The 14917-nt window shown below is 58.9% G+C and carries 13 protein-coding genes; 11 read left to right on the top strand and 2 right to left on the bottom strand.

Annotated elements, in window-relative coordinates:
- Positions 1–112 precede the first annotated feature (112 nt).
- From SM753_RS14310 to SM753_RS14300, 3 genes are all read left to right on the top strand, one after another.
- Positions 113–988, top strand: a complete 876-nt coding sequence (locus tag SM753_RS14310) for a MaoC/PaaZ C-terminal domain-containing protein (protein WP_323192114.1) — start codon at positions 113–115, stop codon at positions 986–988.
- A gap of 393 nt (positions 989–1381) precedes the next feature.
- Positions 1382–1651: a hypothetical protein gene (locus SM753_RS14305; protein WP_323192113.1), complete on the top strand. Its 270-nt coding sequence runs from the start codon at positions 1382–1384 to the stop codon at positions 1649–1651.
- Positions 1652–2118: 467 nt separating this feature from the next.
- Complete coding sequence (locus SM753_RS14300; RefSeq protein WP_323192112.1) at positions 2119–2889, top strand: IclR family transcriptional regulator; 771 nt, start codon at positions 2119–2121, stop codon at positions 2887–2889.
- 304 nt (positions 2890–3193) lie between these two features.
- Here the strand turns inward: SM753_RS14300 and SM753_RS14295 are convergent, their stop codons facing one another.
- Positions 3194–4390: a PLP-dependent aminotransferase family protein gene (locus tag SM753_RS14295; RefSeq protein ID WP_323192111.1), complete on the bottom strand. Its 1197-nt coding sequence runs from the start codon at positions 4388–4390 to the stop codon at positions 3194–3196.
- A gap of 49 nt (positions 4391–4439) precedes the next feature.
- Positions 4440–6134 carry a thiamine pyrophosphate-binding protein gene (locus SM753_RS14290; RefSeq protein ID WP_323192110.1) on the bottom strand — a complete coding sequence of 565 codons (1695 nt, stop codon included), beginning with the start codon at positions 6132–6134 and terminating at the stop codon, positions 4440–4442.
- 233 nt (positions 6135–6367) lie between these two features.
- Between SM753_RS14290 and SM753_RS14285 the strand changes: the two genes are divergently transcribed.
- From SM753_RS14285 to SM753_RS14250, 8 genes are all read left to right on the top strand, one after another.
- A complete protein-coding gene (locus SM753_RS14285; RefSeq protein ID WP_323192109.1) occupies positions 6368–7435 on the top strand; it encodes an ABC transporter ATP-binding protein in 1068 nt (355 codons plus the stop codon).
- A gap of 138 nt (positions 7436–7573) precedes the next feature.
- Positions 7574–8683 (top strand): extracellular solute-binding protein, encoded by a 1110-nt coding sequence (locus SM753_RS14280; RefSeq protein WP_323192108.1) that lies wholly within the window; start codon positions 7574–7576, stop codon positions 8681–8683.
- 27 nt (positions 8684–8710) lie between these two features.
- Entirely contained in the window at positions 8711–9640 is a 930-nt protein-coding gene (locus SM753_RS14275; protein ID WP_323192107.1) for an ABC transporter permease, read from the top strand.
- Positions 9637–10521, top strand: coding sequence for an ABC transporter permease (locus tag SM753_RS14270; RefSeq protein ID WP_323192106.1), 885 nt, complete (start codon positions 9637–9639; stop codon positions 10519–10521). The genes SM753_RS14275 and SM753_RS14270 overlap by 4 nt, the downstream gene beginning before the upstream one ends.
- Positions 10522–10594: 73 nt before the next feature.
- Positions 10595–10822, top strand: coding sequence for a hypothetical protein (locus SM753_RS14265; protein WP_323192105.1), 228 nt, complete (start codon positions 10595–10597; stop codon positions 10820–10822).
- Positions 10823–10952: 130 nt separating this feature from the next.
- Positions 10953–12290 carry an aminotransferase class III-fold pyridoxal phosphate-dependent enzyme gene (locus SM753_RS14260; protein WP_323192104.1) on the top strand — a complete coding sequence of 446 codons (1338 nt, stop codon included), beginning with the start codon at positions 10953–10955 and terminating at the stop codon, positions 12288–12290.
- Positions 12291–12485: 195 nt separating this feature from the next.
- The gene (locus SM753_RS14255; RefSeq protein WP_323192103.1) at positions 12486–13466 is read left to right on the top strand and encodes an amidohydrolase family protein; all 981 of its coding nucleotides are present in this window, start codon (positions 12486–12488) and stop codon (positions 13464–13466) included.
- A 627-nt stretch (positions 13467–14093) separates the two neighbouring features.
- On the top strand, positions 14094–14888 hold the full coding sequence (locus tag SM753_RS14250; RefSeq protein WP_323192102.1) for an MBL fold metallo-hydrolase: 795 nt from the start codon (positions 14094–14096) through the stop codon (positions 14886–14888).
- The last annotated feature ends 29 nt before the right edge of the window (positions 14889–14917 follow it).

Genomic DNA, 14917 nt, shown 5'->3' with positions numbered 1-14917 from the left:
TCTCCACCCTATTCATCGTGTCTAGAGACTAAGTCATACGCCGTTTTGCACTGTCGTTTTCGACAAACATATTCGAAGATCACCTTATGAGGGTCCGATCCAAGATGTCTCTATGGGTACGGAACCACGTGACTCGGTCTATTTCGAAGATATCGAGGAGGGCTCGACGCAGTACTGTGGATCAGTTCAGCTTTCCAGGACTGATATCGTTGAGTTCGCCTCCGAGTACGATCCGCTCCCGATTCATACCGCCCCGGAAGCCGCTGCCGAAAGTTACTTCGACGGGATCATCGCGAGCGGACATCATACCCTGTCAGTTACCGTTCGAAAACTCGTCGAGGAGGTTCGACGACCGCGAGCAGTGATCGCCGGACTCGGTCTGGACAACGTCCGGTGGCACCAGCCAGTCCGCCCCGGAGACACGGTTTCGGTAGAGACGACTGCTGTCGACACGGAACCGTCCGACAGCAATCCCGAAGCGGGCGTTCTTCGCGAAGAGATCACAGTGACGAACCAGTGCCATGAGATGGTTCTTTCGCTGGACTGTACTCAACTGATCGAACGGCGTTCGTCGGAGCAACACGATCCGCAGGTTTCGTGTAATGGATGGGACAACACCGACTGTGAGGGGACTCCCTACTGTCCCCCTCGCTGCCCACGGTTCGAGGACGAGGAAGGGCGTCAGCTTCTGGTCCGACCGTACAGGTCTGACGACCGGCAGGCACTGCCGAAACTGTACGACAGCGTCGATGAACACGATCCGGAGGTGAACCTTCCGGTATCGGCTGTAACTCGAACCGAAACGTGGATCGATCGGACCACTACTGAGGGATGGAATCTCGTCGCACTCGACGGCGACCAGGTTATTGGACACGCCGCTGTGACCCCTGCTAACTCGGCCGACCCGAGTACTGATATTCGTCGGGAGGGAGGACCGAGACTGTGGTATCGGTTCGGAACTCATCAGGCAAGTGATCGCGCATGCTGACGACACTAACCACCGGACGCTCAGGGCCAACCTGTCTGAACTAAACGAGAGAGCGGTCACGATCTGTCGAGACAACGGGTTCGATCTCGTCGAAAACCGGCTGTCTGAACTACGGATGGCGCTAGATTTACAGGAGCCGATCGTCGAACAGTTTCAGGAGCCTCCGGCGGCGCGTAATTGAACTCGGATTTCTCTGTATACGACAGTTGCTGTGTACCAAGTGTCGGAGCCCAAACCGTGATAGCCTGTTTACTAGAATTGGTTCAGTTAGTCATTATGATGCTTCACGGGACACGGACGCGCGAAGCGTTCTCACTTCTTCGGCAATCACCCGAGAACTGCCTCGGGCGATAGACATATGTGATCCCGTCGCATGGTATCGAGCGGATAGACATGAAACCGTGCCAAAACTGTCAGGCGGCAATCGACGAGTACAAGCTAGACAAACAACTCGAACCCCTGCGCGAACTCACAGTCGACGACTTCAACGTCTGTGTCGACTGCGCGACCATCGTCGCTGATGCGTGCGTGGAGTGTGGCGGCGCGGTTTATGTGCCCCGGGACGAAACTGACACGCCCGATTACTGTCCGGCGTGTCGCTCCGACCACATTGCACAGACGGGGCAAGACCCCGGGTGGACTATCGACGTTAGATCCGCCTGAACGGCACGCGTCCGTTCACACCTCGGGTTTTACCGTTTTCTTCGCCGTCGCTGCCAGCGAAACAGTAGCCAGTATCGGTTCCCTTACTGATTTGATTCCCCGTGTCGACAGCGCCAGTTCGGTGACTGTGGCACGCTCTAGTCCAGTACAGACACGTCGACAGCATCGCTTTCGGGAGTCAAATTCGGGCCGTAGGAACTCGCTTTGTATCCGAAGGCGTAGATAGTCTGTTGTACTGTATATCTCCCCCATACATCAGGATTTAATAATACTAATATATCAGTGATTACGCCGTCTCGCGACGGATGTCGGACGGTTCTATTTCAACACCGGGATGGTGCCCGACGGGACTGGGACAGTTCACAGCGGACCGGACTCTCCGATTGAGGGATGTCGACCTGGTCGAGAAGCCTTTCTGTTCGAATGGCTCGAATACATTTAAGTCGGTGACCGTACACCGACACAGTATGACCGCGGATTCGGGGCCGAGTCGTCCCGTCACAACCTTGGAAAAAGCAGTTGAAATCGTCGAATTACTGAAAGGGGAAGACGAGTTAGAGCTTCGCGATATGACGACGGAACTGCCGTACGCGAAGAGTACTATTCACCGGCATCTGGAGACGTTGATAGACACGGGCTACGTACTGCGGACAGAGCGGGGGTATCGCCTGAGTTTGAAGACGCTCGATGTCGGCATACAAACCCGCAGAAACCACGCGCTGTACTCCGTAGCCAAAGAAAGAGTGGACGCACTCGCGAAAGAGACCGGCGAAAAAGTCTGGTGTGTCATCGAGGAAAACGGGATGGCAGTTCCGATCTACGGCCATTCCGGGGAGAATACGGTCCAGTCGAACGTCTCTGTCGGAGAACACGTCCCGATGCATCAGATGGCGGCCGGCAAAGCTATTCTCGCGTATCTACCCGACGAGCGAGTCGAAAGTATAATCGAACAGCACAGTTTAGCGAAAGTGACAGAGAACACTATTTCAGACCCGGAAACGCTGTACGAAGAACTTTCTAGAATACGAGAGAAAGAGGTGGCGTTCAACCGCGAGGAATCCGGCTATCGATTACACGGCGCCGGCACGGCGGTACGGAACGAAGAAGACGTAGCTATCGGAGCGATCAGTGTGTCTGGCCCCGCACGGCGTCTACAGGGGGAACTGTTTTCCGAGAAACTCCCCCGCCAACTACTCGAGATCGCCAGCGACATCGAAATCGACCTCCTGTACTCGTAACACTCGTCTCGTTCGAAGTATTCGCACGACGCGCTCCGGCGTATATTTTACAGGTATAGATGCGTAAATGCTGGAGAACGATATCCCGTGTTTTCGGCCCGTGAGCGACTCACCGTCTGTTTGACAAACGGAATTCGATATGTTCGAACACAGCGCATGAATTCGGATCAGCTCCGACGGCGGTTGCCCGGACAAGGGATCCTGATACCCACGTTCGAAGGTCTCACGGTTGGCCAGTTTACAGACTCTTGCAGCCACCGATTCCCCATCGGGGGGGAGGAAAACGAACCGAAAAGAGGGTAGCTTACGCGTCCTCGAAGTCGTGCTGGCGTATCGTCTGCGCCAGCAGTTCAACACCTTCTCTGAGGGTATCGTCATCGACGTACGTGTAGTTGATACGAATAGTGTTGTACTGGGGGTCGGTCGCGTAGAACGCGTGTCCCGGAATGTACGCGACACCGTTGTCGACCGCCTCCGCGAGAAGCGCCTCGGTGTCGAACCGGTCTGGGAGGGTCAACCAGAGGAACATCCCGCCGCCGGGACGCGTCCAGTCGACGTACTCGGGCATGGTATCCGCGAGGCTTCTGAGAGCGATATCGCGTTTTTCGACGTACAGGTCGGATATCCGTTCGATCTGCTCGTCGATGACGCCCGACTGGAGGTAGTCCGCCGCGGCGTACTGAGAGAAACTACTCGTGTGCAGGTCGTTTGGCTGTTTCAGGAGTTCGAGCGTCTCGATGATCTCTTCGGGGGCCACGATCCAGCCGACCCGGAACCCCGGCGCGAGAACCTTGGAGAACGTCCCGAGATAGATAGTCCGTTCACGGTCGATGCTGCTGATCGGATCCGGCGGAGCCGTTTCGAAGCTGAGTTCGGAGTAGGGGTTGTCCTCGACGATGAGGAAGTCGTGTTCGTGGGCCAACTCGACCAGTCGCTCCCGGCGCGACTCGCTCATCGTGATGCCAGTCGGATTCTGATACGTCGGGACGGTGTAGACGAGCGCGGGCGACTCGTCCTCTACGACGACTTCGAGACGGTCGATGTCTAACCCGTCTTCGTCGATGGGGACGGTCGAATATTCCGTGCGGTTCAGGCTTTCGAACGCTGATAGTGCGGCCGCGTACGTCGGTGCACCGGCGACGACGGTGTCACCGTCTTCGAGGAGGGCTCGCGAAAGTAGATAGAGCCCCTGTTGCGAGCCGCTTGTGATCATCACTTCCCCGGCTCGGGCGTCCACGTTGAACTTCGATCCGAGTCGATGCGCGATCTGCTCACGTAGTCTCTCGATGCCCTGTGTCACCCCGTACTGCAGCATCTCGGCTCCCCGTTCCTCCAGACTTCCCTGTATGAGGTCCGACATATCCTCCAGAGGGAAGCTCTCCGGGTTCGGCCATCCGGCAGCCAACGGGATGGCGTCTTCGCCGTCGATCATATCTACGACTTTCCGGATCCCGACTGGTTCGAGATCGCGTGCACGCCCCGCCAAGTGTTGTTCGTACATTTCTGTGACGCACTTCTCCCGGCACTGATAAAAACCTTGGTCAGCCGTGTCAGTCGTGAATACGAACGTCGACCAGCGACGGGCCGGACGCGTCGAAAGCGGACTGAAGGGCCGCCTCGATGTCGTCGGGGTCGATAACCGTTCGGCTATTCACGCTCTGGCTCTCGGCCATCGACGGGATGTCGACCGTGAGGTCCATGTCGATCCCCATCTCGTCGAAGTCGTAGTCGGGTTCGCTTCCGCCGAGCATGTCGGTGGTATTGTTCTTGAGGACGGTGTAACTCTGGTTGTTCGGTACCACGACGGTGATGTCGACGCCGTATCTGGCGGCGGTGTACAGTGCATGCGGATAGTAGAGGAACGACCCGTCACCGACGAGTCCGACGACGTTTCGGGGGTCCGGGCGCAGGCTCTCAGCTAATGCCGCTCCGACCGCCGACGGCAAGCCGTATCCGAGTCCCCCGCCCTTCGTCGAGAGGAACTGCTCCGGTTTCAGGGGCCATCGGTCCAGAAGGACGTACTTCGTCGTGATGCTCTCGTCGACGATGAACGCGTCCGGAGCGACGGAACGAAGTGTGTCGACGAACTCGGACTTCGAAGCCGTCTCGAACTCCGACCGGGGTTCGTCAGCCACATCTCCGGGTTCGTCGGCGTACCCCCGAACCTGATCGACTCGCTCTTTCCGTGTTTTCTCGTCGATTCGGTCCGAAGCGGCGTCCGCGATATCGTCCAAGATCGACCCGGGATCGCCGACGAGCGCGGCGTCCGCCCGGGTGTTCTTTCCCACCTGCCAGGGGTCGTCGGAGACGTGGATACAGGTGGCGTCGTCGGGGACCAGCGGCGTTTCGTACGCCGTTATGGTCGTGTTCGTCGAGCAACCGACGAAAAGGAGCGTGTCCGTGTCCATGTGCTCGCGAGCGACGGACTCCTTCGGCGGGAGAAACGAATGCCACTGTTCGTGATCGCCCGGGAAACTGACTTCCGAGCCCAGAATCTCACCGTGGACTCTCAGGCCCGCCGCCTCCGCGGCTTCGACCGCGCTGTTTATCGCGTCCCGCCCCGAGCGCGCGATGCCGTCTCCAGCTATCATGACTGGTTCCGTGGCGTCGGCTAACAGGTCTGCGGCGCGTTCGACCTGTGCCTGTTCACCCCTCCCACCGCCGGGAATCACGCCAAGCGGGGCCACGTCCTCGGTAGTCTGTTCACGCAGAACGTCCAGCGGGAGACCGAGAAAAACCGGACCGGTCGGGGGGGTAAGCGCCGTCCGTACCGCTCTTCGGAGCATGTCCGGCAGTGCATCGACGTGGTTCACCATCGCGCTCCATTTCGTGAACTGCTGGGTCATCTCCACGAGGTCGCCGCTCAGCAGCGGTTCTTCGTGCTGGAAGTCCCTCCGTTGAATGCCCGCGGTGACCACGAGCGGCGCACCCGTGTAGCTAGCGCCGTGAATATTCCCGAGTCCGTGTGCCAGCCCGGGTGCGGCGTGTAGGTTGACGACGCCCACCGGGTTCACGTCCTCGTCGTGGTGGGAGTGATACTGACGCGTCTTCGCGTATCCGGACGCCGCTCCGACCGCGATGTCCTCGTGAAGCGCCATCACGTACTCGCACTCGTCGCTGTCCGCGACGGCGTCGATGAGGGGTAGCTCCGTCGTCCCGGGGTTCCCGAACACGTACGGGATCGAGTACGATTCTAACGCGTTAGCGAAGAGAGTCGCCCCTGTCGATCGGTCTGGTGAACTCATCGTTGTCGACAACGTTAGACGCGGAGGGCATATATCTGTGGGTCGGAGACAGTCTCACGTGGCCGTCGACCCCCACGGAGCCTCTTCGACCACGCCTCGGGATCACAGGACACGAGAGACGAGATACACCGATATCTCGGACATCACTCGTAGCTTCAGTCTCGACGCTCGTTCGACAGTCCGGCCGAACTTTCGCGTCATATTTAATACGAATGCCCGAATGAACACGTCATATGGCAACAAGCCCCCTTGTAGAGCTGAATAGCGTCCGCAAGGAGTTCGATTCCCTCGTCGCCGTCGATGGGGTCGACCTCCAGATACAGTCCGGCGAGTTCTTCTCTCTTCTCGGCCCCTCCGGCTGCGGGAAGACGACTTGTCTCCGGATGATAAGCGGGTTCGAACGCCCGACTGAAGGGGAGGTGCTGTTCGAGGGCACCGACGTGACGGACGTTCCGCCAAACAGGCGAGACACCAACATGGTGTTCCAGCACCTCTCGCTGTTCCCGCACATGACGGTCGGAGAGAACATACAGTACGGTCTGAAGAAATCTGGCGTCCCGGACGAAGAATGCGCCGAGCGCGTTTCGACGTATCTCGACCTCGTCGACCTCCCCGGAGCCGAGGACAGAGATCCCACGGCGCTCTCGGGCGGACAGCAACAGCGCGTGGCGCTCGCTCGCTCGCTAGTGAACAAGCCGAGCGTGTTGTTGCTGGACGAGCCGCTTTCCGGACTGGACCGGAAGCTTCGGCAACACATGCAGATCGAACTGGCGAAGATCCAGCGTGAGGTTGAGGGGTCGTTCTTCTATGTCACTCACGACCAGGAGGTCGCCATGACGCTGTCAGATAGACTCGCCATCATGCGCGAGGGGGAGATAGAACAGGTCGGCACCCCGGAAGACGTGTATCACAACCCGGCCAGCCCGTTCGTTGCCGACTTCATCGGGGACACGAACTTGCTTGCCGGCGAAGCGACAGACGTGGCGGAAGGGACTCGGATCGAACTTGAGGGCGCAGGCGGTCCCGTCTGGACGACGACGACGAGATCGGACGTTGAGGGGGACGTGACCCTGTCGGTACGGCCCGAAAGCGTTCGTCTCGACGCAGGAGAGACGGGTCTTTTCGAGGCGGAGGTCGTCGACCGGTTTTTCCAGGGCGACCACGTCGAGTATATGGTGTCTCCCACGACCGATCCGAACTTCGAACTAGACGTGACGGCATACGATACGGAAGAGACCTACGAGGAGGGTAAGACGGTCTCCGTCTCGATTGACGAGAGCGGCGTCACGATTTTCGAGTGACGGATCTGATCTGCGTCTCAGTCTTCCGTCTCACGCGAATGAGTTCGGATTTACCAGTAATAATCACTCCTTCCGACGATGTATGACAGATTTATTAAGAAAGCTATTTAATGTTGATCATCTATGTCAGAAGATGTCATGCCAAAAGATCGCAGTACGAGTCGCACGACTAGGCGGACGTTCTTGAAATCCACCGGCGTCGCAGGGGCAATCGGCGTCACCGGCGTCTCGGGATGTCTACAGAACCTCGGCGGAACCGGCAACGCCACTATCAACGTCCTGGGCTGGGCTACCTTCGAGAACGTCTGGGACAAGATCGAGGAGAAGGTCGACGCAGACCTCGAACTCTCGACGGTGACCAGCACTGAACCGATGTTCACGCAGTGGAACTCCGGGCAGAACACGGAGTTCGACGTGACGATGCCGAACAACAACTACATGCCCAAGTTCATCGACGCGGACCTCGTTGCTCCCCTGGAAAAAGACGTGGTCACGAACTGGGACAACATCTACGACCGCTACAAGGAACTAGCGGAAACCCAGGCTGGAAAAGACGGCACGATTTACGGTGTCCCCCAGCGGTTCGGCTGGGACACCTATGCGTACGATAGTCGGGAGGTCCCGGACCACGAGGAGGACCTCTCGATGATGTTCAACGAGGACTACTCGGGGTCGATCGGGTCGTTCACGCAGCATACGAAAGCGATAGGCCACGCGGCGCTGGCACTGGGGTATCAGGACGCGTTCGAGGGGCGACGCGTTACGCTCTCCGACGAACAGCTAAACAACGTCAAAGAAAAACTGATAGACCAGAGCGACCACGTCGCGGCCTACTACGCGGCACCGTCGCAGATCAAAGAGATGTTCACTGGCGGAGACATTCACCTGGGACACTCATACCGTTTCGTCACTGCCCAACTCAAGATGGAAGGGAACGACTGGATCGAGATGGCAGTGCCGAAACAGGGCGCGTTGACGTGGTTCGAGGCCGCCGTCGTCTCGAAGGAGTCCGACAACAAAGAGAAGGCCTGGGAGGTGGTGGACGCGATAATCGATCCGGAGGTAGTCGGCGAGTGGTTGGCCGAGTCCGGGTTCGCGAGCACCAATTCCCAAACCGCGGCCTCCCTCGAGGGCGACAAGGGACAGTACATCGACGTCGACCCGTCGCGCGTCGAGTCGATGATCCCGTACAAGGAAATCGAAAACGAGGACGCGTGGGTTTCGGCATGGGAGGAAGTTCGAACGTAACCCACCCGGTTCTTGTTTCACACAACAATGGCAACAAAAGGCTCAGACGAACGGGTCCGCGAGCGGGTACGGAAGTCCCTCAGTTCCCCACGGTCACAGATTAGTCTCACTATCGGGCCGGCAACAGCGTGGCTGTTGCTGTTTGTCCTCCTCCCGATGCTGTTTCTGGTCGCCGTCAGCTTTACGACCACTGACCAGTACTTCAACATCATCTGGGAGCCCACTCTGGCCAACTACGAGGACCTGCTGTTCCGGAACGGACTGGCGTTCTGGGAGGCACCGTTCGTCAAGTCGCTGTACCTCTCGTACGCGATCGCCGGGGCGACGACCGTCACGACGTTGGTCGTCTCGTTCCCCGTCGCATACCTCCTTGCACGCCGGAGCGGTCCGTTCGTCAAGGTCACGCTGTTCATGCTGCTCGTTCCGTTCTTCTCGGTGTTCATCGTGCGGATGTACGCCTGGCTGAAGATATTCGGAAACAACGGAGCCGCGAACAACGTCCTGTTGAATCTCGGGATCGTAAGCGGGCCGTTAGGCATCTTCGACTACGGCCTGATACCTACGATCGTCGCCCTGACGCACGCTTTCGTCCCGTACATGCTCCTCACGCTGTATGCGAGCCTGGACGGCGTCGACTTCTCGCTGGTGGAAGCGGCCCGAGACCTCGGTGCGGGCCGAATAACGGCGTTCAAAGACGTGGTGGTTCCGCTTATCAGTTCGGGAGTGATCACGGGCAGTATCTTCGTGTTCGTCCCCGCACTCGGGGCGTACCTCGCACCGCAGTTCCTCGCTCGCGGGCAGTTCCTGATGATCGGCCAGATGATCGTCGAGCGGGTGTACACCGGCTACAGCATCGGATACGGTAGCACGATGGCCATGTTCATCGCGATCGCAGTCGTGATCACGATCGCCATCCTCTATCGCATAAGCGGCCTCAACGAGTTTGTCCAACAATGACAGGGGATTCGACGGCGGAAACTGTCGGTCGGGGTCGGAACGCGCGGGAAAGAACGTCGGCTGTAGGGACTCGCATTCGCGAGTTCGTTACCGAGCGCGATTTCGTCGCAGACGGGCTCTACCTGTATACGGTGTTGCTCGTTCTGTTTCTCTGGGTCCCGCTCGTGATAATCGTCTTCCTCTCGTTCGCCGAGAACCCGACCGCGGTCTTTCCCTTCGAGGGATTCACACTGAAGCATTTCGGGGCGACAGCGGTGAACGAGAAACTCATCCGGTCGACGTTTACGAGCGTCCAACTCGCGGCAGTCTCGGCGTCGGTTGCGACGGTGCTTGGAGTTCTCGCGAGCTTCGGCGTCGTTCGGTACGAGTTCCGCTTTAAGAACCTGTTCGTGACGGCTGGTCTGCTTCCGATGATAGTCCCAGGAGTCGTCTTCGGAACGTCCTTTTTCATTTTCTTCAACACGCTCCTGAGCGATAGCACGGGATTTCTCCCGTTGGTGATCGCTCACAGCGCCTACGGCTTCCCGTTCGTCCTGCTTGCGGTCCTGACCCGGCTCTACGCGTTCGACGAATCGCTCGAAGAGTGCGCACGGGACCTCGGTGCGACGGTTCCCGAGACGTTCCGCGACATCACCTTCCCGATAATCCGGCCGGCCGTCGCAGCAGGGTTCCTGTTCGCGTTCATCCGCTCGTTCGAGGACTACACCCGGGCGCTGTTCATCTCCGGACAACTCGACGTCCTCACGATAGAGATGTTCTCGCTGATCAACCAGGGCGGGACGATCGCGATGAACGTCGTGTCGACGATCATCCTAGTTCTGGTCACGGTCGTACTCGCCGTCGCGATGAAACTCGATGACGTCGTCGATCACGTGACCTGAACTGCCTCGTCGGCCGCACTTTGTGCACACAAAGGATAATAAACGTCCGCGGTCGATGGATGATCCAACACCCATGTCAGTTTTCGACCGATTCGTCCATCCGCGCTTGGCCGCGATAGCGCTCGCAGGCGGCGGGTGGTGGACCATAGGGATACTCGCCTGGTTGGTCGGACCGTCATCGCTCAGGGGCACCGCGATGATCGTTCATCTCTTCGGGTTCGCCACACTCGTCCTCGCCGGCGGCATCTTCGGGGTCCTGTGGTGGACGAACTACGTCCGGGGGAAACTGCGGGCCCGGTAACCGACGCGTCTACCGGACCCGTCTCTCGGAGCCGAACACCTGTTTTTCCTCCGTTCAGCACCCCAAGAACCAAGGGTCGGACCAGTGTACGCATTCACGTCAACCGCTTTCACGGTAGACAGACCCAACCATGCAACCTGACGACCCCACAGACCGCGATGTGACGGCTGATGACCCGGCGATCCCTCACTGGCACGTCCCGGGTTCGGAAGGCCTTACGCTCGTCGACGGTGACGGCGCGACCGTGACAGACGGGGACGGGACGACCTATCTCGACTTCGTCTCGCAGTTGTACTGTGCGAACGCAGGGTACAGCAACGACGCCATCACCGAGGGCATGTACGAACAACTTCACAGTCTTCCGTACGCCGCCCCGAAACACGGCACCGACAGTCGGTCCGAACTCGCTCGCCAACTCGTCGAGGTCGGTCCCGACGACCACACAGACGTGCTCTTTTCCGTGTCTGGGAGCGAGGCGGTCGAACTCGCCGTCCACGTCGCTCGCGAGCACCAGGATGCTCCAAAGGTCCTGTCGCGGTACAGGGCGTACCACGGTTCGACGTACGGTGCCGGGAGCCTGACGACTGACCCGCTCACGCGGAACACCTTAGAGCAGTACGCTTCGACGTCAGGGGCCGTCCGCTTTCTACCGCCGCTCACTCACCGGTCACCGTTCAACGCCGATTCGCCGGAGGAACTAGCGCAGTTGGCGACTGATCATCTCGAGTTCGTCATCCGAAACGAAGGTCCGGATTCGATCGCAGCGATAATTACGGAACCAGTCGCCGGGACGAGCGGTGCCTACACCGCTCCGCCTGGGTACTTTGAGCGCGTCCGAGAGATCTGTGACACTTACGACTGCCTGCTCGTCGTCGACGAGGTGTTGACCGGGTTCGGGCGCTGCGGCGAGTGGTTCGGATATCAGACGGAGAACGTGGAGCCGGATATCGTCACCTTCGCGAAGGGTGTGACCGGCGGGTACGCCCCGCTGGCCGGCGTACTGTTGCGCGAGGACATCGCAGAGAGCATCCGCACTAACGGGTTCGACATCGGCCAGACCTGGGGCGGTCACCCCGTTAGCTGCGCCGCCGGCGTGGCGGCGATGGAGGAGTACCGGAGCGGACTACTGGAAAACGTCCGGGAACTCGCGCCGACGCTCGAACGCCGTCTCACCGAGTTAGCGGAGACTCATCCCGTCGTCGGGGACGTACGTGGCCGCGGCTTCCTCTGGGCGGTGGAGTTCGACACGCCCGGCACTGATGAGCCCGTTTTCGACCACCGAGTCGAGGACGGAGTCGACCCGATATTCGACGTTCTCGGAACCGCCGCCGCTGACCACGGCGTCCTGTTCGGTCCTGGGCGACCGACGTTCAACCTGATGGTCGCCCCGCCGTTTTGTATCAGCGAGAAGGACATCCACACCGCAGTTGACGCGCTCGACAGGACCATATCGTCCGTGTTCGGCTGATTTCTCGTCTCCCCCCTGACATCCCGTACTCCGTGGGTCGAGACGGGGGTTCCGTCGCCGTGGTTATTTCCGGTACGTGACTGATCTCGGTTCGCTGCGCCGAACTGCCTCTCGAAGAGATTCAGGATACCGACCCCCCGAGTACGGATCGAAAACACCCCAAAGTTTTTACGATACTGACTGGTGCTCCTAATCATGGTACGAGCCATCGACTTGCACAACCACTACTATCCCGAAAACTATCTCGAAACCCTCGATGCCTCAGACAGCGCTTACTCCATCGCCACTGACGAGGCCGGGAGAGATGTCATCGTCTCGGACGGGTCACGTGTCGTCACGCTCACGCCCCCGATGACGGATCTAAACGTCCGCCTCGACGACATGGCCGACGCCGGTATCGATCACCAGATGCTGAGCGTCAGCATCCCCAACGTCGATTTCCTCGACGGGGACGCCGCACTCGAACTAGCCCGGACCTCCAACGACGCGTACGCCCGCATTCAGAGCGACTACGACGAGTTCTCGGGACTCGCGTGTGTCCCCCTGCGGACGCCAGAGTTAGCTGTGGAAGAAGCCCGGCGGGCTATCAACGATTTAGGCCTTAAAGGCATCAACATCGGTTCGAACGTCAACGACACGCCGCTTTCCCACGACCGATATCGTCCCTTTTTCGAGGCTGTCGACGAGTTGGATGTTCCCCTCTACATTCATCCGATGCCGCCGGCGAACGTCGACTCGATGCAGGAGTATCGACTCGCACCGCTGGTCGGGTTCGAAAACGACCTCACGATGGCGATCACTCGTCTAGTTTTCGACGGGGTTCTCGAAGAGTACGACCTGGACATCCACATGTCTCATCTGGGCGGCAGCGTTCCATTCCTCTTCGAACGGCTGAACAACGGCTATCGAGCGTATCCCGAGTGCCGGGAGAACATCCCCGAGAAGCCCGAACAGTATCTCCGGGACATCTATTACGACACGGTATCATTTCACCAGCCGGCACTGCAGTGTACTATCGATTCAGTCGGTACCGACCAGCTCCTGCTCGGCTCCGATTACCCACACGTGATCGGTGACGTACACCGAGCCAAGACGGACATCGAGAATCTCGGACTCTCGGACGAGGACCAACGCAAAATCATGCACGAAAACGCGACTGAGCTCTATGACCTATAACGGCTCGTACTGCTGATAGTGATCGACGGCATGCCCAGTATGAAGAATAGAGGCAAACGTGACTAGCGGTAACCTGTAAATCACGTTGTCGTAAGCCGTCCCGACACTTCTTTGTCCCACTGGCGACCGCCTTCTGCAGTATCGACCATGTCACGAGCGGACGACGTGTGAGTGAGATGGAGTCAAAGTACGGTATCGGGCACGGGCCAGGTGATCAGTTCGATCAGTTCTCGTCGACGCAGATATTCCGTTCGAATGCTTCGAACGCTCCGATACCAGCCTGGATTACAGACGTAGTGATGTAATGTGACTGCACGTACGCTCGTCCGGTTTATTTGGGTCGTGCTACCGAACCTCATCTCCACCTCGCACCAGAGATAGTTGACCGATGTGTCTCGCACCGAGGGCAGTTGGCCGATGGGAATATATTCGAACGCATCAACACCGACGCTGATGCTGCGGCGTTATATTTGATGATGTCAAACATCCATTTCGGGCAGGTGTCTCCCACTCGCAGTGCGCGTATTTCCGCAGAGAGGGGGTAGCTCCTGATCGCACTTTGTACGACTCGATACGTGTCGGTCGTATCCAGTAATTTGATGGTTGAGCTATACAGTAGCACTATCCATGGTGTCGATAGAAGTTCTGGGTATCGCCCAGGATGCCGGAGTGCCGCACATAGGGTGTCAGTGTCCGAACTGCGAGACTGCTCGCGAGGACCCCGAGCGAGTCCGATACTCGAGCGCGATCCGCCTTGAGGACGACGGTCACTATCTGTTCGATGCGACACCGGATATTCGGTTTCAACTGTCTGAAACCCCGGACAGCGTGTTCCTGACGCACGCGCATCTGGGGCATCTCCCGGGACTACTGTTTCTCGGGCGGGAGTCGGCCAACGCGGACGAAATACCCGTCTACTGTACCGAGGGCCTCGCAGACGTTATCCGCGAGAACGTGCCGCTCCGTCTCCTCGTCGACGAGGGGAATATCGACCTCCGGTTGATCGACGACGGATCCGGCGTTTCGCTCGGCGAAGCGTCGGTAACGGCCGTCCCGGTCGAACACCGCGAGACGGTTCCGACCGGAACGTTAGCGTACAGGATCGACGGACCGGACCGGTCGCTTCTCTATATGAGCGACATCGATAAGCTGACCACTGACGCCTTGGACCTGATCCGGAACGTCGACATCGCGCTCGTCGATGGAACGTTCTGGAGTCGCGACGAACTCGACCGAGTGGAGACCGTTCCTCACCCGACCGTGAAATCGTCGCTAGACGTGCTCGCAGCGGTAGACACGGAAATCCTGTTCACGCACCTAAACCACACCAATCCGCTCCTCGATCCGGAGTCAGACGCACGGAAGCATCTGGAAGAAGCAGGGTTCAGCGTTGCCAAAGAAGGGAAAACGTTCGATCTGTGATGCCGGGTCGATAACGGGTTCCGAGACCG

This window comes from Halostella sp. PRR32 (assembly GCF_034808085.1).
GTDB classification, from domain to species: domain Archaea; phylum Halobacteriota; class Halobacteria; order Halobacteriales; family Natronoarchaeaceae; genus Halostella; species Halostella pelagica.
Note: the sequence above shows the minus strand (reverse complement) of the source record. Positions and strands in the feature narration are given on the sequence as shown.